The organism is Kitasatospora sp. NPDC057015, assembly GCF_042673745.1.
GTDB lineage: Bacteria > Actinomycetota > Actinomycetes > Streptomycetales > Streptomycetaceae > Kitasatospora.
Window position 1 is genome coordinate 1 of record NZ_JBHUSG010000064.1, and the last position, 19,481, is coordinate 19,481.

At 72.7% G+C, this 19,481-nt stretch carries 17 protein-coding genes; 12 read left to right on the top strand and 5 right to left on the bottom strand.

The window, feature by feature from the left end; genetic code table 11:
• Positions 1 to 252 precede the first annotated feature (252 nt).
• Positions 253 to 2,220: a DUF5107 domain-containing protein gene (locus ACFTWP_RS37080; RefSeq protein ID WP_380269502.1), complete on the top strand. Its 1,968-nt coding sequence runs from the start codon at positions 253 to 255 to the stop codon at positions 2,218 to 2,220.
• A 103-nt stretch (positions 2,221 to 2,323) separates the two neighbouring features.
• On the opposite strand, the gene ACFTWP_RS37085 is transcribed toward ACFTWP_RS37080, so the two are convergent.
• The 3 genes from ACFTWP_RS37085 to ACFTWP_RS37095 all read right to left on the bottom strand — a co-directional run bounded on the left by ACFTWP_RS37085 (position 2,324) and on the right by ACFTWP_RS37095 (position 3,664).
• Complete coding sequence (locus ACFTWP_RS37085; protein WP_380269503.1) at positions 2,324 to 2,557, bottom strand: hypothetical protein; 234 nt, start codon at positions 2,555 to 2,557, stop codon at positions 2,324 to 2,326.
• Positions 2,544 to 2,819, bottom strand: coding sequence for a DUF6400 family protein (locus ACFTWP_RS37090; RefSeq protein WP_380269504.1), 276 nt, complete (start codon positions 2,817 to 2,819; stop codon positions 2,544 to 2,546). Before ACFTWP_RS37090 ends, ACFTWP_RS37085 begins: the two co-directional genes overlap by 14 nt.
• Before the next feature lie 272 nt (positions 2,820 to 3,091).
• Complete coding sequence (locus ACFTWP_RS37095) at positions 3,092 to 3,664, bottom strand: TetR/AcrR family transcriptional regulator (RefSeq protein WP_380269505.1); 573 nt, start codon at positions 3,662 to 3,664, stop codon at positions 3,092 to 3,094.
• 118 nt (positions 3,665 to 3,782) lie between these two features.
• Here ACFTWP_RS37095 and ACFTWP_RS37100 point away from each other — a divergent pair, with 118 nt between their 5' ends.
• The gene (locus ACFTWP_RS37100; protein WP_380269506.1) at positions 3,783 to 4,223 is read left to right on the top strand and encodes a nuclear transport factor 2 family protein; all 441 of its coding nucleotides are present in this window, start codon (positions 3,783 to 3,785) and stop codon (positions 4,221 to 4,223) included.
• Positions 4,224 to 4,491: 268 nt separating this feature from the next.
• Here ACFTWP_RS37100 and ACFTWP_RS37105 read toward each other — a convergent pair whose 3' ends face one another.
• The gene (locus ACFTWP_RS37105; RefSeq protein WP_380269507.1) at positions 4,492 to 5,502 is read right to left on the bottom strand and encodes an ROK family protein; all 1,011 of its coding nucleotides are present in this window, start codon (positions 5,500 to 5,502) and stop codon (positions 4,492 to 4,494) included.
• 335 nt (positions 5,503 to 5,837) lie between these two features.
• On the opposite strand from ACFTWP_RS37105, the gene ACFTWP_RS37110 reads away from it, so the two are divergent.
• The 9 genes from ACFTWP_RS37110 to ACFTWP_RS37150 all read left to right on the top strand — a co-directional run bounded on the left by ACFTWP_RS37110 (position 5,838) and on the right by ACFTWP_RS37150 (position 16,096).
• The gene (locus tag ACFTWP_RS37110; protein ID WP_380269508.1) at positions 5,838 to 7,154 is read left to right on the top strand and encodes an ABC transporter substrate-binding protein; all 1,317 of its coding nucleotides are present in this window, start codon (positions 5,838 to 5,840) and stop codon (positions 7,152 to 7,154) included.
• A gap of 97 nt (positions 7,155 to 7,251) precedes the next feature.
• Positions 7,252 to 8,223 carry a carbohydrate ABC transporter permease gene (locus tag ACFTWP_RS37115; protein ID WP_380269509.1) on the top strand — a complete coding sequence of 324 codons (972 nt, stop codon included), beginning with the start codon at positions 7,252 to 7,254 and terminating at the stop codon, positions 8,221 to 8,223.
• Entirely contained in the window at positions 8,220 to 9,095 is an 876-nt protein-coding gene (locus ACFTWP_RS37120; RefSeq protein WP_380269511.1) for a carbohydrate ABC transporter permease, read from the top strand. Before ACFTWP_RS37115 ends, ACFTWP_RS37120 begins: the two co-directional genes overlap by 4 nt.
• Positions 9,096 to 9,216: 121 nt before the next feature.
• Positions 9,217 to 10,251, top strand: a complete 1,035-nt coding sequence (locus ACFTWP_RS37125; RefSeq protein ID WP_380269512.1) for a LacI family DNA-binding transcriptional regulator — start codon at positions 9,217 to 9,219, stop codon at positions 10,249 to 10,251.
• 151 nt (positions 10,252 to 10,402) lie between these two features.
• Entirely contained in the window at positions 10,403 to 11,629 is a 1,227-nt protein-coding gene (gene manA / locus ACFTWP_RS37130; RefSeq protein WP_380269513.1) for a mannose-6-phosphate isomerase, class I, read from the top strand.
• A 141-nt stretch (positions 11,630 to 11,770) separates the two neighbouring features.
• Entirely contained in the window at positions 11,771 to 13,078 is a 1,308-nt protein-coding gene (locus tag ACFTWP_RS37135) for a cellulase family glycosylhydrolase (RefSeq protein ID WP_380269514.1), read from the top strand.
• Between the two features lie 161 nt (positions 13,079 to 13,239).
• Entirely contained in the window at positions 13,240 to 13,869 is a 630-nt protein-coding gene (locus ACFTWP_RS37140) for an SGNH/GDSL hydrolase family protein (protein ID WP_380269515.1), read from the top strand.
• Positions 13,870 to 13,900: 31 nt separating this feature from the next.
• Positions 13,901 to 14,920 carry a LacI family DNA-binding transcriptional regulator gene (locus ACFTWP_RS37145; protein WP_380269516.1) on the top strand — a complete coding sequence of 340 codons (1,020 nt, stop codon included), beginning with the start codon at positions 13,901 to 13,903 and terminating at the stop codon, positions 14,918 to 14,920.
• Between the two features lie 147 nt (positions 14,921 to 15,067).
• Positions 15,068 to 16,096, top strand: coding sequence for a LacI family DNA-binding transcriptional regulator (locus ACFTWP_RS37150; RefSeq protein WP_380269517.1), 1,029 nt, complete (start codon positions 15,068 to 15,070; stop codon positions 16,094 to 16,096).
• A gap of 21 nt (positions 16,097 to 16,117) precedes the next feature.
• Here the strand turns inward: ACFTWP_RS37150 and ACFTWP_RS37155 are convergent, their stop codons facing one another.
• Entirely contained in the window at positions 16,118 to 17,158 is a 1,041-nt protein-coding gene (locus tag ACFTWP_RS37155) for a LacI family DNA-binding transcriptional regulator (RefSeq protein ID WP_380269557.1), read from the bottom strand.
• A 538-nt stretch (positions 17,159 to 17,696) separates the two neighbouring features.
• On the opposite strand from ACFTWP_RS37155, the gene ACFTWP_RS37160 reads away from it, so the two are divergent.
• Positions 17,697 to 19,370, top strand: coding sequence for a cellulose binding domain-containing protein (locus tag ACFTWP_RS37160; protein ID WP_380269518.1), 1,674 nt, complete (start codon positions 17,697 to 17,699; stop codon positions 19,368 to 19,370).
• Positions 19,371 to 19,481 lie beyond the last annotated feature (111 nt).

Genomic DNA, 19,481 nt, shown 5'->3' on the forward strand with positions numbered 1-19,481 from the left:
GACCGCCTGCAACCGGTCACCGTCGGCCTCGTCGCCTGGAAGGAACAACGCGGCCAGACCGTCCCCTACAACCTCATCATCACCGGCTCACTGCTGTCCGTCGTCCCCATCATCGTGATGTTCCTCCTCCTCCAGCGGTACTGGAAGGCCGGACTCACCTCCGGCAGCGTCAAGTAGCCCCACCGAACAGGCCTCCTGGCCCACCGGCCGGGACATCGGACCGGCCCACAACTCCGAAGAGACAGAGCACAGATGAGTGAGCTGCGGCTGACCGCGCTGACCCTGCCGACCGCTGCGGTCGGCCCCGCCAACCCCCTCCCGCCGCTGTTCTCCGGCGCCGACCTGCACCAGGTCGCCGACGCGAGCGAGGCCGACGAGGAGATGCGGCACAACATCGGCTACGGCCGGGTGCCCTCCGTCATGCCCTACCTCATGCAGGACGGCTACACCCGCGAACGCGCACCCGCCGAACACCCCGTGGCGGTGCTGGAGAACGCCACCCTGCGGGCCACCTTCCTGCTCGGCGCCGGCGGCCGACTCTGGTCACTGATCCACAAGCCCACCGGACGCGAACTCCTCTTCCGCAACCCGGTGTTCCAGCCCGCCAACCTCGCCCTGCGCGGCGCCTGGCTGGCCGGCGGCGTGGAATGGAACATCGCCACCATCGGCCACGCCCCCACCACCTGCGAGCCCCTGCACGCCGCCCGCGTCATCCGCCCGGACGGCACCCCGGTCCTGCGGATGTGGGAGTACGAACGGATCCGCGGCGTGGTCTTCCAGATCGACGCCTACCTCCCCGACGAGTCCCAGGTCCTGCTCGTCCACGTCCGCATCACCAACCCTCGCGACACCACCGTACCCATGTACTGGTGGTCCAACATCGCCGTCCCCGAAGCACCGGACGTCCGCGTGCTGGCCCCCGCGGACGCGGCCTGGCAGTTCTCCTACGACCGCCGCGTGCGCCACATCGACCTGCCCCAACCCGACGGCACCGACCTCACCCGCACCACCCACGCCCGCGACGCCGCCGACTACTTCTTCGACATCCCCGACGACCGACGGCGCTGGATCACCGCCCTCGACGCGAGCGGCCGCGGCCTGGCCCAGGCCTCCACCCAACGCCTGCGCGGCCGCAAACTCTTCCTCTGGGGGCAGGGCGAAGGCGGCCGGCACTGGCAGGACTGGCTCTCCGAGCCCGGCCACGGCTACCTGGAGATCCAGGCCGGCCTGGCCCGCACCCAACTCGAACACCTCCCGATGCCCGCCGGCGCCCACTGGTCCTGGATCGAGGCCTACGGCCTCCTGGAAGCCGACCCCACCGCCGTCCACGGCGACGACTGGACCACAGCACGCGAAGCAGCCCGCCACAGCCTCGACACCCTCGTCCCGCAGAGCGTCCTCGACGCCGAACTCGCCGACGCCGCAGACTGGGTGGACCTCGAACCCGTCGAGATCCTGCAGGCCGGATCCGGCTGGGGAGCCCTCGAACAGCGCCGCCGCACCAAGACCGGCGAGGCGCCGCCGAGCACCCCCGGCACACCCTTCCCCGACAGCACCCTCGGCCCCGACCAGCAACCCTGGCTCGACCTCCTCGACCACGGGCACCTCATCCCCGCCGACCCGCATCAGGCACCCACCTCCTACCAGACCGACCCCGCCTGGCAGGAACCACTCCGAGCAGCCGACGGCTGGCTCCCCCAACTCCACCTCGGCGTCCTGCACGCCCACGCCGGCGACCACGAAGACGCCCGCAAGGCCTGGCAGCGCTCGATCGAGAACCGGCCCACCGCCTGGGCCTGGCGCAACCTCGCCGCCCTCGCCGACCACACCGGCAACCCCACCGAGGCAACCCACGCCTACCGCCAAGCCCTCCGCCTCGCCCCCGACCTCCTGCCGCTGGCCCTGGAAGCCGCCACCGTGCTGATCCGCGCCGGGCACCCGCACGAGGTCCTGTCGCTGCTCGCCGCCCTCCCCGCCGCCCGGCGCTCCCTGGGCCGCGCCCGCTGGGCCGAAGCCCGCGCCGCCCTCGACGCCGGGGACGTGGAGCGCTGCGGCCGACTCCTGCACGAGGGCATCGAACTCGCCGACGTACGCGAGGGCGAAGGCTCCCTGCACGAACTCTGGTTCGCCCACCAACGCGCCACCGCCACCGCCGATCCGGCTCTCCCACTGCCCCGCGCCTACGACTTCCGGATGCTCGCCGCAGACGCGACCGGCTGACGGTCGCGCCGGCTGACGGTCGTGCGAACCGGTCGTGCGAACTCGTCGTGGCGACCGGGGCCGGGGAAGAGGGCCGGGGCGGCCGGTGGGGATCCCGACGGGCTCAGTCCGCCCGGCCGCCGCGGGTGGCGCCGAAGCCCGTCTCGTGGTCCCAGACGTGCGTGCAGCTCGGGCACTGGAGGTGCAGCACGCTGCCGGTGTTGGTGATCAGGTACCGCCAGTGGTCGCCGCAGGTGCGCCGCTCCAGACAGGGGAGGCAGTCGCGGGCGTCGTCGCAGCCGGGACAGGCCACCCAGGCGCGGCGGCCGATGTCCGCCTGCGGGTCAAGGGGCAGCACGGTCGGGTCCCGATCCCGGCGGCGGGGGAAGCACGCCGGCGGCCACCAGCGCCGAGTAGATCTGCTGCTGCTCCGCGTCGAGTCCGGAGTACAGCAGGGCGTACGCCTCCTCCTCGCCCCGCAGGACCGCCACCGGATCCCAGTCCGGCCCCAGCGCGGCCATGACCTCGGTGCGGCGGCGGATCTCCTCCACGGTCAGGTCGAGGTCGAAGGCCGTGAGCTCGGGCCCGGGAGCGTCCGAGGGGGAGGTGTTCGATGACATGCCGCCAGGGTTGGTCACGGCTCACGGGATCGTCAATGTGTTCCCGGCCACGTCGTCACGGACCGCACGGCCGCCCGACCACGCCGTCACCGAGCGTCTCACCCCTCGGCGCCGTACGGCCTCGGGCGGCCCGGGTGCGTACGGCCGGTCGCCACCGACGGTCCTCACGGGCGGTCCTCACCGACGGCCCCCAGGGGATGCCCGAACGGCCCGCCGGGCCGGTGCCCGCCGCGGCGGGACTCCCGGGCGCCGGGCGCTGGGCGGACCCGGGGTCAGCGCGGTCGCAGCCCGTCGAAGAGCACCTGGAAGACGCGCTCCCGGGCGGCCGGGTCGGCTCCGAGCTGCTCCATCGTCGCGCTGGTGCCGACCAGCAGGGCGATCAGCTCCGGCAGGCGCAGCTCGGGTCGGACCGCCCCGGCCTGCTGGGCGCCGGCCAGCAGGCCGCCCAGCTGTGCGTGGATCACGGCGCTGGACTCCCGCAGGGACGCGTGGGCGTCCACCCCGGCCGCGGCGAGCGCCCGGGCGAACTCGTTCTTGCCGGCGGACTGGTCGATCACCAGGCGGAAGCAGGCGAAGAAGGCTTCCGCGGGCTCGGCTTCGGCGGCCAGCCGCGTGGTCCGGGCCGCGATCGTCTCCAGTCGTCGCACCATCACCGCCTCCAGCAGTGCCTCCTTGGTGGGGAAGTGGCGGAAGAGCGTGCCGACCCCGACCCCGGCGGCCCGGGCGATCTCCTCGGTCGGCACACCGACGCCGCGGGTGGTGAACACCTCCGTGGCGACGTCCAGCAGCCTGGCCCTGTTGCGGGCCGCGTCCGCGCGCAGCGGGCGCTCCTGAGCGCCACTCATCCCCGTTCCTTCCCTCTCGACGGCGACGACGCACTGGACAACCGGAGTGGCTGGTCCGTATCGTCGTAAACGGAGTCGCTGGTCCGATTCCAGCGACGGATCACTATGGGGGTTGATCATGTCCGAAACGCTGTCGCCGCGCGAGGTCTTCCGGAAGCTCTGCGAGGGCATCACCGCGGGGCGGTACTCGGAGCTGGCCGAGCTCTACGCGGAGGACGCCGTGGTGGAGACGGTCTTCCAGCCGGTCGGGCCGCGCCGGTTCGAGGGGCGGGCCGTACTGAAGGAGCGGTTCGAAGAGGTCGCCGCCCTCTCGCCGCTGGAGCTGACCGCGAAGAACGTGGTCGTTCGGGAGACCGACGACCCGGAGGTGGTGGTCGCCGAGTTCGACTACCAGGTGCACCACCGCGAGACCGGGCGGGACTTCGAGGTCGCCAACCTCCAGGTGCTGCGGGTCCGCGACGGCCTGATCGTCAGCAGTCGGGACTTCCACGACCACCTGGCCCTCAGCGTGGCCGGCGGCAACCTGCCCCAGCTGATGGCGGCCCTGCAGGGCGGCTAGCACGAACAGGCCAGCTGGCACGAACGGCGCAGCTGGCACGAACAGGCCGGGCGGTACGGACGGGCAGGTGGCACGAACGCGCGGGCGTCGGCCGGGAGCCGACGCTGCGCCGGCCGACGGCCCGGGAGGGCGGGCGACCGGCTGACTGCGAAAGGACCGGCCCCCGGGAGAGATCCCGGGGGCCGGTCCTTCGACGTTCCGCAACGGATGGCGGGCGGGCTCGCCGCCCGGCCGTGGACGCCGTCGTGCGCCCGGAGCGGACGAGTGTTCAGCCCGGGTGGTGGGCGGCGGCGGACGGCGGGGAGCCGATGGCCGGCCGGGCGAGCGCCGCCGCGCCCACCAGGCCCGCGTCGGTGCCGAGCTGGGCGGGGATGAGTTCGATGCCGGCGGTGAACGGCAGGGTGGCGTAGCGGGCGAGGTGGCTCCGCAGCGGGTCGAAGAAGACGCCGCCGGCCTGGGCGACGCCGCCGCCGATGACCGCGGCCTCGATCTCGACGAGGGCGGCGGTGGCGGCGATGCCGGCCGCGAGCGCCCGGGCGGCGCGGTCGTAGGCGTGCAGGGCGAGCGGGTCCCCGGCCCGGGCGGCGGCGGCCACGGCGGTGGCCGAGGTGTCGCCGTCCAGCGGTCGCCAGCCCCGTTCGGCCGCGTCGCGGGCGATGGCGGTGCCGCTGGCGATGCCTTCGAGGCAGCCCTGTGAGCCGCAGGCGCAGGGCCGTCCGGCGAAGTCGACGCTGATGTGGCCGAGGTGGCCGGCGTTGCCGGTGGCACCGGTGTGCAGGCGGCCGTCGATGATCAGGCCGGCGCCGACGCCGGTCGAGACCACCAGGCACAGCACGTTGCGGTAGTGGCGGGCGGCGCCCCGCCAGTGTTCGGCCGCGGTCATCGCCACCGCGTCGCCGCCGAGGACGACCGGCAGGTCCCTGACCGCGGGGTACGCGGCGACCTCGGAGCGCAGCGGGAAGGCCCGCCAGGCGGGGATGTTCACTGGGCTGACGGTGCCGGCCTCGATGTCGACCGGGCCGGCGCTGCCGATGCCGACGGCGCGTACGGAGGCCCACAGCGGGTGCTGGGAGAGCTGGTCGAGGACGTGGTCGACCGTTCCCATCAGTTCGCGGGCGCTGCCGCGGGCGGGGGTGGGCAGTCGGACCTGGTGCACCAGGGTGCCGGCCGAGTCCACCAGGCCGCCGGCGATCTTGGTTCCGCCGACGTCGACAGCTGCCAGGAGCGGAAGCGAGAGGGCGCGCCGGGCTTCGACGGCAACGGCAGTTTGGTAACTCAATGTGACGTCTCCGCGGAGTGTGACGGGGTGGGGCCCTGGGTCCGGATGGCGCGCCACCGGTCGGTCCTGTCGATTGTCGTGTCCTTGGACAACGTTGTCGAGCCCGGGTCGATCGCAGTGCGGTAACGAGACAAAATCGTCATTGAGTTAGGCAAACGTTTAGTAAATTAGGCGATGATCCGCAACAAATGGCCTGGATATCAATGTTGACCGATCTATGGACATGGCCGGGATGTGACGTCTACGTTAAGCGTCCAGCAGCCCAGGGAGCCGAGACCGCATCCCGGGAACCGCTACCCGACCCCGAAGACGACCAGCGCGAAGGATGAGCGAAGATGCGCAGAGGATGGATGGCCGTGGCGGCCGCAACCATGGTTGTGCTCACTGCCTGTAGCAGTGGGGGCGGCGGGAACTCGTCCTCCGCCGCGACCGCGGCCGCCGACCCGGCGAAGGTCGCCGGCGACATCACGGTCCTGACCAACCGGACCGACCAGGTCACGGACGGCACGCTGAAGAAGTACGCCGACGAGTTCAACAAGGTCTACCCGAACGTCAAGGTGAAGTTCGAGGGGATCACCGACTACGAGGGCGAAGTCAAGATCCGGATGAACACCGAGAACTACGGTGACGTCCTGCTCATCCCGAACAGCATGTCGGTCAGTCAGTACCCCACCTTCTTCTCCTCGCTGGGCGACGCCGCCGACCTGTCGAAGACCTTCGACTGGACCGACTACGCGAACGTCGGCGGCAAGGTCTACGGCCTGGCCAACGTCGGCGTCGCCACCGGCCTGGTCTACAACAAGGCGGTCTGGCAGCAGGCCGGCATCACCGAGTGGCCGAAGTCGCAGCAGGAGTTCATCGACGACCTGAAGGCCGTCAAGGCCAAGACGCAGGCCACCCCGTACTACACGAACTACCACGACGGCTGGCCGCTGCGGCAGTGGACGGACTCCATCGGCGTGCCCAGCTGCGACGTCAAGACCAAGGACTCGCTGGCCACCACCGCAGAGCCGTGGGCGGCCGGCAAGGACCTCAACGCGATCGACGGTCTGCTCTACAGCACCGTCCACGAGAAGCTCAGCGAGGCCGACCCCACGACGACCAACTGGGAGAACTCCAAGAGCCTGCTCGGGTCCGGCAAGGTCGGCGCGATGGCCCTCGGCTCGTGGGCGATCCCGCAGATGCGGGCCGCGGCCAAGGCCGCCGGGCAGAACCCCGACGACATCGGCTACATGCCGTTCCCGCAGGCGTCCGCCGACGGGAAGCTGTGCACCATCGTGCAGCCGGACTACAAGTACGCCGTCAACACGCACTCCAAGAGCAAGGAAGCGGCCCGGGCCTGGGTCGACTGGTTCATCACCAAGTCCGGGAGCGCCCAGGCGGAGGAGGCCATCTCCTCGGTCAAGGGCACGCCGCTGCCGGCCACCCTCAAGCCCTTCGAGGACAAGGGCGTGAAGATGATCCCGCAGGCGCAGGAGAAGTCCGCCACCGTCAGCAAGATCGACAAGGGCGCCGAGATCGGCCTGGACACCCCCGACTACCGCCAGAAGCTCGTCGACATCGCCCGCGGCGCGGCCCCCGGCGACCAGAACAGCTACTTCGCGGACCTGAACAAGAAGTGGTCCCAGTCGCAGAAGACGGTCGCAGGCTGACACCCCCCGACGAGCGGCGCGGGCCGAGACACCGCCGGCTGCCCCGGCCGCCCGGCCGCGCCGCTCACCCAGGTGTCCTGCACGACGAAGGAACGAGATGACTGCACTGCAGAAGGACAGCGGACCGGGATCGCCCGTGGCACCCGGCCCCGCCGCACCGCCCGAGCCCGCCGCCCGGAGCCGCACACCACGGCGCCGGGGCACCCGCCGGTACTGGTGGTTCACACCCTGGCTCTACCTGCTGGTGCCGCTGGTACTGCTGGTGACGTTCACCTACCTGCCGATCGCGGACATGCTCGGCTACAGCTTCACCGACTGGGACGGCATCAGCCCCACCCGGGAGAACGTCGGGGCGGAGAACTACTCCGACCTGGTCACCCGCCCGGACCTGTTCAAGGTCTTCCTGGTCAGCGGCGTCTACCTGGCCGCGTCCTTCGTGCAGATCGCCGCCGCGCTGTACTTCGCCACCGTGCTGAGCTTCAACACCCGCTTCCGCAACCTCTTCAAGGGCATCCTGTTCTTCCCGTACCTGATCAACGGGGTCGCCATCGGCTTCGTGTTCCTGTACTTCTTCCAGCCCGGCGGCACCCTCGACTCGGTGCTGCGGGTGCTCGGGACGGACGGCCAGCACCTGTGGCTGGGCGACCCCGACCTGGTCAACAAGTCCCTGGCCGGGGTGTCGGTCTGGCGCTACACCGGCCTGAACATGGTGCTGTTCCTGGGGGCGATCCAGTCGATCCCGCCGCACCTGTACGAGGCCGCCTCGCTGGACGGCGCGAACAGCTGGCAGCAGTTCCGGCACATCATCGCGCCCAGCATCAAGCCGATCATCAGCCTGAGCGTGATCCTGGCGATCTCCGGGTCGCTGGCGGTCTTCGAGATCCCGTACATCATGACCGGCGGCGCGAACGGCAGCCAGACGTTCGTCATCCAGACCGTCAACCTGGCCTTCAAGTTCGACAAGGTCGGCCTGGCATCCGCGTCCGCCGTCGTCCTCCTGGTCCTGATCCTGATCGTGACGTGGATCCAGCGCCGGCTCGTGCCGGAGGAGAGGGTTGAACTGTCGTGACCACCACCGCCACCCCCGGCACCCGCTCCCCCCGCCGGACGCCCGCCCCCCGCGCGGCCCTGGCCGGCGCGGCGAAGTACCTGTCGCTCGTCCTCGCGAGCGCCGTCGTCGTGATCCCGCTCGTGGTGATCCTGTTCACCTCGCTGAAGACCAGTGGGGAGGTCGGCTCCGGCGGACCGCTGACGCTGCCCGAACACTGGTTCAACCTCGACAACTACCTCAACGCCTTCCGGCAGGGCAACATGCTGCAGGCGTTCGTCAACACCACGATCATCCTGGTCGTCTCGACCGCCGGCACCGTGCTGATCGGGTCGATGACCGCGTACGCGATCGACCGGTTCGAGTTCCGGATGAAGAAGATGATCGTCGGGCTGTTCCTGGTCGCGACGCTCGTCCCGGGCGTCACCACGCAGGTCGCCACCTTCCAGATCGTCAACGACCTGGGCGCGTTCAACACCCGCTGGGCGCCGATCCTGCTCTACCTCGGCACGGACATCGTCTCCATCTACGTCTTCCTGCAGTTCATCCGCTCCATCCCGGTCTCCCTCGACGAGGCGGCCCGGCTGGACGGCGCGAACTCCTTCACCATCTACTGGCGGATCATCCTGCCGATGCTCAAGCCGGCGATCGCCACCGTGGTCATCGTCAAGGGCATCACCGTCTACAACGACTTCTACATCCCGTTCCTCTACATGCCGGCCTCCGACCTCGGGACGATCTCCACCTCCCTGTTCCGGTTCAAGGGCCCGTTCGGAGCGCACTGGGAGACCATCTCGGCCGGCACGATCCTCGTCATCCTGCCCACCTTCATCGTCTTCCTCGCCCTCCAGCGGTTCATCTACAGCGGCTTCTCGGCCGGTTCCACGAAGTGACCGGGCCCCGTCCGCGGTACCGCACCTGCGTCGCGGTACCGCGAACCACCCGGCCGGCCCCGACGGCGACGGCCACCCGGCCGGCCCCGACAGCCCGGACCGTCCGGCGACAGGAGGAGACGTGAGCGCGCGCGTCACCATCAGGGACGTCGCCGCCAGGGCGGGAGTGTCCGCCGGAGCGGTGTCGCTGGCCCTGAACGACCGGCCCGGGCTGTCGGCCGCCACCAGGGAGCGGATCCGCGCCGCGGCCGCCGACCTCGGCTGGATCCCCAGCCAGGCCGCCCGCAGCCTCGGCGGCCGGGCCGAGCGGACGGACACCGTCGGCCTGGTCATCGCCCGCCCCGCCCGGCAACTCGGCCTGGAACCCTTCTTCATGGAGTTCATCTCGGGCATCGAGAGCACGCTGGAGGAACGGGCGGCGACCCTGCTGCTGCGGCTGGTGCGCGACCGGGAGGAGGAGATCACCGTCCACCGGCAGTGGTGGAAGGCCCGCAGGGTCAGCGGCTGCGTGCTGGTCGACCTCACCGAGGCCGACCCCCGCGTCCCCGCCCTCGCCCAGCAGGGCATGCCCGTCATCGCCGCCGGACACTCCGGGCTCGCCGGCCACGAGGTCACCGCGGTGTGGACCGACGACGGCGCCGCGATCGAGGAGGCGGTCCGCTACCTGGCACTCCTCGGCCACCGGCGGATCGCCCGGGTCGGCGGGGACCCGGCCCTCGGCCACACCCGGATCCGCGCCCGCGCCCTGGAGCGCATCGCGGCCGAACTCGGGCTTGAGGAGCCGCGCAGCCTGGCCACCGACTTCTCCGGACAGGCCGGCGCCCGCGCCACCCGGATGCTCCTCGCCTCCGGCGACCGCAGGCCCACCGCCATCATCTACGACAACGACATCATGGCCGTCGCGAGCCTCGCGGTGGCCGCCGAGTTCGGCCTGCTGGTGCCGCGGGACCTCAGCCTCATCGCCTGGGACGACTCCCAGCTGTGCCGGCTCACCCACCCGACCCTGTCGGCGATGAGCCACGACGTGCACGGGTTCGGCGCCCAGGTGGCCCGCCGCCTGTTCGACCTCGTCGACCGCCGGCCGACCTCCTCCGGGCCCGCCGCGACCCCGGTCCTCGTGCCCCGCGGCAGCACCGCGCCCGCCCGCGCCCAGTGACCCGGCGCCCCTGATCCGGCATCTCCTGACCCGGCGCCCCCGGCGCCACGAACCGCCGGACAGGCCCCCCAGACCCCGGTCCGCCCCCGACTCCTCCTGAGGGTGAGGAGCCACGGGGGCGGGCCGGCCCACCCCGACCCGGAGCCCCGCCATGAGCCAGCCCCAGCCCGCCGCCGGCCTGCTGACCAACCGGATCCGCCCGTACGCATGGGGGTCCCGCACCGCCATCGCCCGGCTGACCGGCCGCACGCCCACCGACTCGCCGGAGGCGGAGCTGTGGATGGGCGCCCACCCGGCGGCCCCCTCCCGGACGGATCGCGGCAGCGGCCCCGAACCGCTCGACGCGATCATCGCCCGCGACCCGGCCCGGGAGATCGGCGGGCGCGTCACCGAACGGTTCGGCCCGCGTCTGCCGTTCCTGTTGAAGATCCTCGCCGCCGAACACGCCCTGTCCGTGCAGGTCCACCCGACGACCGCGCAGGCCGAGGCCGGCTTCGCCGCCGAGCAGGCCGCCGGCGTCCCCCTCGACGCGCCGCACCGCATCTACAAGGACCCGCACCACAAGCCCGAGATGCTCTGCGCGCTCGACGAGTTCGACGCCCTGTGCGGCTTCCGCGAGCCCACGGCCACCGCCGAGCTGCTGGCCGCCCTGCGACTGCCGGTGCTCGACCCATGGATCCACACCCTGCGCACCGCCGACCCCGAGACCGCCGTGCGCACCGTGCTGACCGAGGCGCTGGGCGGCGACCGGGCCCGCGGAACGGCCGCCGCCGTCGCGCTGGCCACCGCCCTGGAGGACGCCGCCCGCACCGGCGGACCGCACGCCCGCACGTACGGCGCGTACGCCGCCGCCGCCCGCGACTACCCCGCCGACCCCGGGCTGGTCGCCGCGCTGCTGCTCAACCACGTGCAGCTGCGGCCCGGCGAGGCGCTCTACCTCGACGCCCGGGTACCGCACGCCTACCTGCACGGCACCGGAGTCGAGGTCATGGCGAACTCGGACAACGTGCTGCGCTGCGGGCTGACCCCCAAGCACGTGGACGTCGAGGCGCTGGCGGCGGTCGTCGACTTCCGCCCCGGCACGCCCGCCCCGGTGCCGGCCACCGCCGGCTCCGGCGGCGAACTCCACTACCGGACCCCGGCCGCCGAGTTCGCCCTCTCCCGCCTTGACGTCTCCGGGAGCCTCGTCCTGGACGACGACGGCCCGCAGATTCTGCTCTGCACCGAGGGCGGCCTGACGCTCCGTCAGGGCCTGAGGGTCCAGCTGGAGTTGCGGCAGGGCGACAGCGCCTTCCTCCCGGCCGCGGGCGCACCGGCCGAACTGACCGGCACCGCCGGCCTCTACCGCGTCCGGGTGCCCGGCCCGACCGGTCACTGACCGCACCGCGCGGCCCGTCCGTCACTCACCGACCGCACCGCGCCGCGCCGCACTGCACACCGCACCGCACCGCACCACTCACCGACCGCACCACCCCACCCACCCGGCGCCGCCGCGCGCCCGCCCCCGGAGGTCGATCCAGTGACTGCTCTGCCCGGCACCACCGAACCCGCTCCGCGACCCAGCCGGCGCGCCCTGCTGGGCGCCGCCACCGCGAGCCTCGCCCTGGCCACCGTCCCGGCCCTCGGCACCCCGGCGGCGGCCGACACCGCCGACCGGGGCGAGGACCGCGGGCAGCGCCGCGGCGGCAGGGGCTTCGTCACCAGCCGGGGCGGCGAACTGCGCCTGGACGGCGAGCCGTTCCGCTTCGCCGGGACCAACTGCTACTATCTCCACCAGCGGTCCCACTACATGATCGACGCGGTGCTCGACGACGCCGCCGCCATGGGCCTGTCCGTCGTCCGGGCCTGGGCGTTCGCCGACGGCACGGGTGAGTCCGCCCTCCAGCCCAGGCCGTACTCCTACAACGAGGCGGCCTTCGACTCCCTCGACTACGCCGTCCACAAGGCCGGCCGCCTCGGGCTGCGCCTGGTGCTGCCGCTCGTCAACAACTGGCCGGACTACGGTGGCATGCAGGCCTACGTGAAGTGGTTCCTCAACCTGCCGGACGACTCCTACGGCGACGGCACCAACCACGACCGCTTCTACACCGAGCCGGCCATCAAGAGCTGCTTCAAGGCGTACGCCCGGACGGTCACCCAGCGCCGCAACCCCTACACCGGCCTGCGCTACTGCGACGACCCCACGATCATGACCTTCGAACTCGCCAACGAGCCGCGCTGCCGCAGCGACAAGAGCGGCGCCACCCTCCTCGGCTGGGCCCGCGAGATGAGCACCCACCTCAAGGCCCTCGCCCCGCGCCAGCTGGTGGCCGTCGGCGACGAGGGCTTCTACGGCCAGGCCGGGCACGCCGACTACCCGTACTCCGACTACGAGGGCGTGCTCTGGAAGAAGCTCGTCGCGCTGCCCGCCGTCGACTACGGCACCGTCCACGTCTACCCGCAGAACTGGGGCGAGACCAGCGGCTCCAAGCCCGGCACCGACGCCACGGCCTGGGGCACCCGGTGGATCGGGGACCACCTCGCCGACGGCAGGGCGCTCGGCAAGCCCGTCGTCGTCGAGGAGTTCGGCCTGCAGGTCGACGCGGCCAAGGACATCCCGGACGCCGCCGCCCGCGACCGCGCCTACACCGCCTGGACGGACGCCGTGCTGGCCGGCGGCGGCGCGGGCGACCAGTTCTGGATCCTGACCTCCCGCGTCGACGACGGGTCCTTCTACCCCGATTACGACGGACACCGCATCATGTGGAACAACGACCCGTCGAACCCGAGTCGCGCCGCCGCCCAGCTCTTCAGCGCCCACGCCAAGGCCATGACCGCAGCCCGCTGACCCGGACCGCCCCCGGAGCGACCACCGCCCGCCCCCCACCCGCCGCGCCGGCCGACGCCCTGTCGACCGGCGCGGCGGCGGCCCGACCAGTACCCGCCCGCCACCCCCACCGGCGCGGCCTCGACGACCGCGATCACGACCACGACCAGCGAGGAAGCCCCATGCCGCTGACCCTGCCTCCCGACGCGACCGTGCTCTTCCAAGGCGACAGCATCACCGACGCCGGCCGCCTGCGCGCCCTGCACACCGACCTGGGCGAGGGCTACCCGAGCCTGCTCGCCGACCGGCTGCGCACCCGCCACCCGGGCGCGACGGTGCTCAACCGGGGGGTGTCCGGCGACCGCGTCGCCGACCTGCGCGCCCGCTGGGAGCGCGACACCCTCGCCCACCGCCCCCGACTGGTGTCGGTCCTGGTCGGGGTGAACGACACCCTGCGCCGCTACGACGCGGGCGAGCGGAGCACGATCCGGGCCTGGGAGGAGGACTACCGCCACCTGCTCACCGAGACCCGCGACCGGCTGGGCGCCCACCTCGTCCTGGTCGAACCGTTCATCGTCCCGGTCAGCCGCGAGCAGTGGGCCTGGCGGGAGAACCTCGACCCCAGGATCCAGGCCGTCCGCCGGCTCGCCGCCGAGTTCGACGCCCGGCTGCTCGCCGCCGACGGCCTCCTCAACCAGGCCGCCCGCAGCCACGGCCGGCCCGAGCTCATCGCCGACGACGGCGTCCACCCCACCGCGCTGGGCCACCGGATCCTGGCCGAGGCCTGGGCCGACCTCGTGCTGACCGGGTGATGCCCGGCGCCGGCGCCGTATGCTCCCGGTCATGAGCAGCAGACACGGCAGCCGGCCCACCATGAACGACGTCGCGGCCGCGGCCGGGGTGGGCCTGAAGACGGTGTCCCGGGTCGTCAACGGCGAGAGCGGTGTCAGCGCGGCGATGGCCGAGCGGGTCAGGGCGGCCATCGCCGAGCTCGGCTTCCGCCGCAACGACAGCGCCCGCCTGCTGCGCACCGGCCGCACCGCGAGCATCGCCCTGCTGCTGGAGGACATCGGCGACCCGTTCTCCTCCGCCCTCTCCCGGGCGGTCGAGGGCGTGGCCGCCGAGCAGGGCTGTCTGCTGTTCACCGGCTCCAGCGCCGAGGACCCGGACCGGGAGCGCGAACTGGCCCTGGCGTTCTGCGCCCGCCGGGTGGACGGCCTGCTGATCGTCCCGGCCGGCGCCGACCACGGCTACCTGCTGCCCGAGATCGCCTCCGGCACCCCCGCGGTGTTCCTCGACCGCCCCGCCCCCGGGATCGCCGCCGACGCGATCCTCAGCGAGAACGCCGCCGGCGCCCGTGAGGGCGTGGCCCACCTGATCCGGCACGGGCACCGCCGGATCGGCTTCGTCGGCGACCTGCCGCACATCCACACCAGTGCCGAGCGGCTGCGCGGCTACCGGGAGGCGATGGCGGCGGCGCACCTGCCGGTGGACGAGGGGTGGATCGCCAGCGGGTCCACCGACCGGGTCCGCGTCGCACAGGCGGTCACCCGGCTGACCCGGGGGCCCGAGCCGGTCACGGCGCTGTTCACCGCGAACAACCGGGTCACCCTCGGCGCCCTGCACCACCTCGCCCGGCTCGGTGCCCGGCCCGCCCTGGTCGGTTTCGACGACCTCGAACTGGCGGACCTGCTCACCCCCGGCCTCACCGTCGTCGCCCAGGACCCGGCGGCCCTGGGCGCCACCGCCGCGCGGGTGCTGTTCGACCGGCTGGGCGGCGACACCGCCGCGGCCCGCCGGATCGAGATCCCCACCCGCCTGATCGTGCGGGGGTCCGGCGAGCTCCCGCCGCCCGGCGGGTGAGCGGGTCCGTCCGCCACCCCCGCCTGACCGGCCCGGCGCCGGGCTGCGGACGGCGGGGTCGGGGGCTTCGGTGACCTGGCAGGATGGTTGCCGCGCGCCGTACCGGTGCGCGCCGCCGACCTGTGAGCCCGCCGGAGAGGAACCACCATGCAGCACCGGGTGACGATCCGGGACGTCGCCGCCCGCGCCGGCGTCTCGGCGGGCGCGGTCTCGCTCGCGCTGAACGACCGGCCGGGCGTCTCGGAGGACACCCGCCGCCGGATCGTCGAGGCCGCCGCCGCCCTCGGTTGGGCGCCCAACCTCGCGGCCCGCTCACTGGCCCGCGGTCCCCACGTCCACACGATCGGCATGGCGATCAGCCGGGGCACGGTGGGCGCGGGCCTGGACGCCGTCCACATGGCCCTGATCGGCGGCATCGAGAGCGTTCTGACGGAGCGGCCCTGCTCGCTGCTGCTGCACCTCGCCGACGACCGCGAGTCCGAGATCGCGCTGCACAAGCAGTGGTGGCAGTCCGGGCAGGTCAACGGCGCGATCCTGATCGGGGTGTCGGCGGACGATCCCCGCATCCCGCCGCTCCACCACCTCGGCATGCCCGTCGTCGCCGTCGCGCCCGCCGAGCTCAGCGGCCCGTTCCCGTCCGTGTGGAGCGACGACGAGGCGGCCATCACCGAGGCGGTGCGCTACCTCGCGCTGCTCGGCCACCGCCGGATCGCCCACGTCGCCGGACCGGCCACGCTCGGCAGCTCGCTGGTGCGTTCGCGGGCGTTCGCGGCCGTGGCGGCCGAGTTGTCACTGGACGTCGCCCGGAGCGCGTCCACCGACCTGTCCGCCCACCAGGGCGCCCGTGCGACCCGTACGCTGCTCGCCGGAGCGGACCGGCCGACCGCGATCCTCTACGACAACGACATCATGGCCGTGGCCGGCCTCGCGGCGGCCGGGGAGATGGGCCTGCGCGTCCCGGCGGACCTGTCGCTGGTCGCCTGGGACGACTCCGACCTGTGCCGGATCACCTGGCCCGCGCTGTCCGCACTCAGCCACGACCCGTTCGCCTTCGGCGCCCAGGTCGCGCACTGCCTGCTCCAGCTCCTGGACACCGGGCGCGCCGAGTCGCGGGACTACGGCACGCCGGTGCTGGTCCCGCGCGGCACCACCGGCCGGGCGCCACGCCCGGTGTAACGGCCCGCGGCCGGGCCGTCGTCAGGCCGGCGGCGGCGCCGTGCTGCCCCGGGGCGTCAACTGGGGGGCCGGTGCCTCGAAGCCGCCGACCTCGTGGCCGGAGATCAGCGACAGCAGGGTCCGGGCGGCGTTCGCACCGTAGGTGTGGATGTCGCGGGTCAGCGCGGTCAGCGGCGGCCGGACGACCTGGACGAGCGCCGAGTCGTCCCACGCCACGATCGACAGGTCACCCGGAACCTCCAGCCCCATCTCCTGGGCGACCGACAGCCCGGCGACCGCGGTGATGTCGTTGTCGTACAGGATCGCGGTGGGGCGTCCGGGGGAGAGCAGCAGGCGGCGGGTGGCACGGGCCCCCTGCTCGCCGGTGTAGTCGGTGTGGACGACGGGCTGCGCCTCCAGGCCGAGGTCGGCGCAGACGGCGGTGAACGCCCGGTCGCGCAGTGAGGTGTGGACCAGCCCGGTGAGTCCTGCGACCCGGCCCACCCGGCGGTGCCCGAGCGCCGCGAGGTACTCCAGCGTCTCCCGGACGGCCGCGGCGTCGTCCGACCAGACGGGCGTCAGGCTGCCCGCCCCCGAGGGGTCGCCGATGACGACGGTGGGAAGTCCCATCTCCTCCAGCGCCGGCACCCGGGCGTCGTCCTCGCGCAGGTCGACCAGGATCGCGCCGTCGATGTGCCGCTCGCCCCACCACCGCCGGTACGCCTCCAGGCCCCGCTCGTGGTCGGAGACCACCTGGAGCGCCAGCGAGTACGAGGCGTCGGACAGGACGCTCTCGATGCCGCCGATCAGCTCCATGAAGAACGGCTCGGTACCCAGCATCCGCGCCGGGCGGGCCAGCGCCAGCCCCACGGCGGAGGACTTCGCCCCGCTCAGGGCCCGTGCGGCGCTGTTGCGGACGAAGCCGAGCTCCTCGGCGACGGCGGTGATCCTGGCCCGGGTCGCGTCCGAGACCCCGGGCTGGCCGTTCAGCGCGTTGGACACCGACACCTTGGACACCCCGACGATCTTGGCGATGTCCGCGATCGTGGGCCGTCGCGCGGCAGGACTCTTCTGCTGGGACACCTGATCCACGAGGACCCTTCTGAACCGTTGAGGCGCACGTTCGTCCCCCCAAGCTACTACGCGCCGCACCGCCGGCCTCACCGGACCCTGAACGCTGTGAAACAACCGGTTAACCAACTGTTGACACGGCAGCACGGCACCAATAGCGTGCTACCGAATTAATCGGTTAAGTGCTGGACCGGGTCGGCAGCGGGACGATTGCCGCCGACGTCGGCCGATCCCGGCGCGCCCCCACCCCCGCTCCGCCGGCCACACCGGACGCCCCCGCACCGACCGGCACCGAGCGCCGACCCGGCGCCGCGGCGCCCCCGCGGGGCAGGCCACCGCACGAGCCGCTCTCCCGGTCCGACCCCGGACCCGATGCGGACGACCGCTCCGACACCCTCCGTCCGTACCGCCGCCCCCACCGCCGGCGCCGCCACGGCACCGGCCGCCGTCCCTCACGGCCGAGGGCTCGCACCGCCCCCGACCCCGCCCCGCGCGGGCGCTCGTCGGGGTCCTCCACCCATCACCCACCCATCTCGGGAAAGGGACGCGCGTGCCTCCCAAGTTCCAGCCCGCCGCCGGACGGCTCTGGCCGCTGGCGATCCTGCTCGCCACCGCCCTGGCGATGGCCTGCCTGGCCACCACCCGGACCACCGCCTCGGCCGCCACCACCGCCGACGCCTTCGCCACCCGCTGCGGCATCCACTTCTGCCTGAACGGCAAGGAGTACTACTTCGCGGGCACCAACACGTACGACGTGTTCAACTACGGCCCCGGGTCCGGCACGACCGACGCCGACTTCATGGACAAGGCCCGCATCGACGCCCACTTCGCCAACCTGGCGGCCGACAAGGTCGACGTCGTGCGGCTGTGGATGTTCAGCCACGACGACTGGCACGGCTTCGAGAAGGCCAAGGGCGTCTACAACGAGCGCGAGTTCGCCGAGTTCGACTACATCATTGCCTCGGCCAAGGCCCACAACCTGAGGCTCGTCCCGGTGTTCGAGAACTACTGGGAGGCCTACGGCGGCATCGACAGCCGGCTCCAGTGGGAGGGCCTGTCGGGCGGTCAGCCCGGGCGTGCCGCGTTCTTCGACAGGACCCGCTGCGCCGGCTGCTTCACCTCCTACAAGAACTACGTGAGCTACGCGCTGAACCGCACCAACACCTACACCGGCGTCAAGTACAAGGACGACCCGACCATCTTCGCGTGGGACCTCATGAACGAGCCCCGCTACGAGAACCAGAGCGCCGCGGAGAACGTCTCCGGCGCCACCCTGCGGGCCTGGGTCGACGAGATGGGCGCCTTCGTCAAGGGCATCGACTCCAACCACCTGCTGGGCGCCGGACTCGAGGGCCACGGCACCGGCTACGGCTTCGGCGGCGACGAGGGCAACCCCTTCGTCCACGTGCAGCAGTCCCCGTACCTCGACTACACCTCCGCCCACCCGTACCCGACCGAGGCCTGGGCGAACCTGACGATCGACCAGACCAAGGCGCTGGTCCGGGCCTGGATCAACGATTCCCACAACGTCGTCGGAAAGCCCTTCTTCATGGGCGAGTTCAACGTCCACAACGTCGACCGCCCGGCCTGGTGGACCGCCCTCTACGCCGACTTCGAGGCCGCCGGCGGTGACGGCAGCGCGTTCTGGTGGTACCAGGACCACAACGTGGACGGGAAGTTCGGCGTCTCCGTCGGAGCGCCCGAACTCGCCGTGTTCCGCGCCCACTCGGCCCGGATGGCCGCCAAGAGCGGGCTGACCGTGCCGACGTCCTTCCCGAGCCCGACCGCGACCGTCACCCCGACCGCCACGGCGAGCCCCACCGCGACCTCCAGCCCCACCGCGACGGCGACCGTCACCCCGACCGTCACCCCGACCGCCACCGCGAGCCCCACCGCGGCCGGGCCGTGCTCCGTCCACTACGTCCTCTCCGACTGGGGCACCAGCTTCAACGGGGACGTGACCGTCAGGAACACCGGCGGCACCCCCGTCAACGGCTGGCAGCTGGTCTTCTCCTTCCCCGGGAGCCAGCGCGTCACCCAGATGTGGAACGCCGGCTACGCCCAGAGCGGCAAGCAGGTCACCGCGACCAACCCGTCCTCCTACAACACCACCATCGCGGCCGGCGCCACCGTCAACTTCGGTTTCAGCGCCACCTCCGTGCCGGGCACCAACGGCGTTCCGGCGTCCTTCGCCCTCAACGGCCAGACCTGCAGCACATACTGACACTCCGTCGGCTCCGGGCCGCGGTCGCCACCGGCGCCGCGGGCCGGAGCCCCCGGCACCCGTACCGCACCCCTGGTCGCACCACCGACCGCACCGCCTCCGGGTGCAGGC

What these genes read in the sequence shown, in the direction of transcription:
- ACFTWP_RS37090 (WP_380269504.1), bottom strand. Translation starts at nt 2,819, where the DNA reads ATGTCATCGAACACCTCCCCCTCGGACGCTCCCGGGCCCGAGCTCACG.
- ACFTWP_RS37145 (WP_380269516.1), top strand. Translation starts at nt 13,901, where the DNA reads ATGAGCAGCAGACACGGCAGCCGGCCCACCATGAACGACGTCGCGGCC.
- ACFTWP_RS37115 (WP_380269509.1), top strand. Translation starts at nt 7,252, where the DNA reads ATGACTGCACTGCAGAAGGACAGCGGACCGGGATCGCCCGTGGCACCC.
- ACFTWP_RS37100 (WP_380269506.1), top strand. Translation starts at nt 3,783, where the DNA reads ATGTCCGAAACGCTGTCGCCGCGCGAGGTCTTCCGGAAGCTCTGCGAG.
- ACFTWP_RS37150 (WP_380269517.1), top strand. Translation starts at nt 15,068, where the DNA reads ATGCAGCACCGGGTGACGATCCGGGACGTCGCCGCCCGCGCCGGCGTC.
- ACFTWP_RS37110 (WP_380269508.1), top strand. Translation starts at nt 5,838, where the DNA reads ATGCGCAGAGGATGGATGGCCGTGGCGGCCGCAACCATGGTTGTGCTC.
- ACFTWP_RS37095 (WP_380269505.1), bottom strand. Translation starts at nt 3,664, where the DNA reads ATGAGTGGCGCTCAGGAGCGCCCGCTGCGCGCGGACGCGGCCCGCAAC.
- ACFTWP_RS37080 (WP_380269502.1), top strand. Translation starts at nt 253, where the DNA reads ATGAGTGAGCTGCGGCTGACCGCGCTGACCCTGCCGACCGCTGCGGTC.
- manA (WP_380269513.1), top strand. Translation starts at nt 10,403, where the DNA reads ATGAGCCAGCCCCAGCCCGCCGCCGGCCTGCTGACCAACCGGATCCGC.
- ACFTWP_RS37140 (WP_380269515.1), top strand. Translation starts at nt 13,240, where the DNA reads ATGCCGCTGACCCTGCCTCCCGACGCGACCGTGCTCTTCCAAGGCGAC.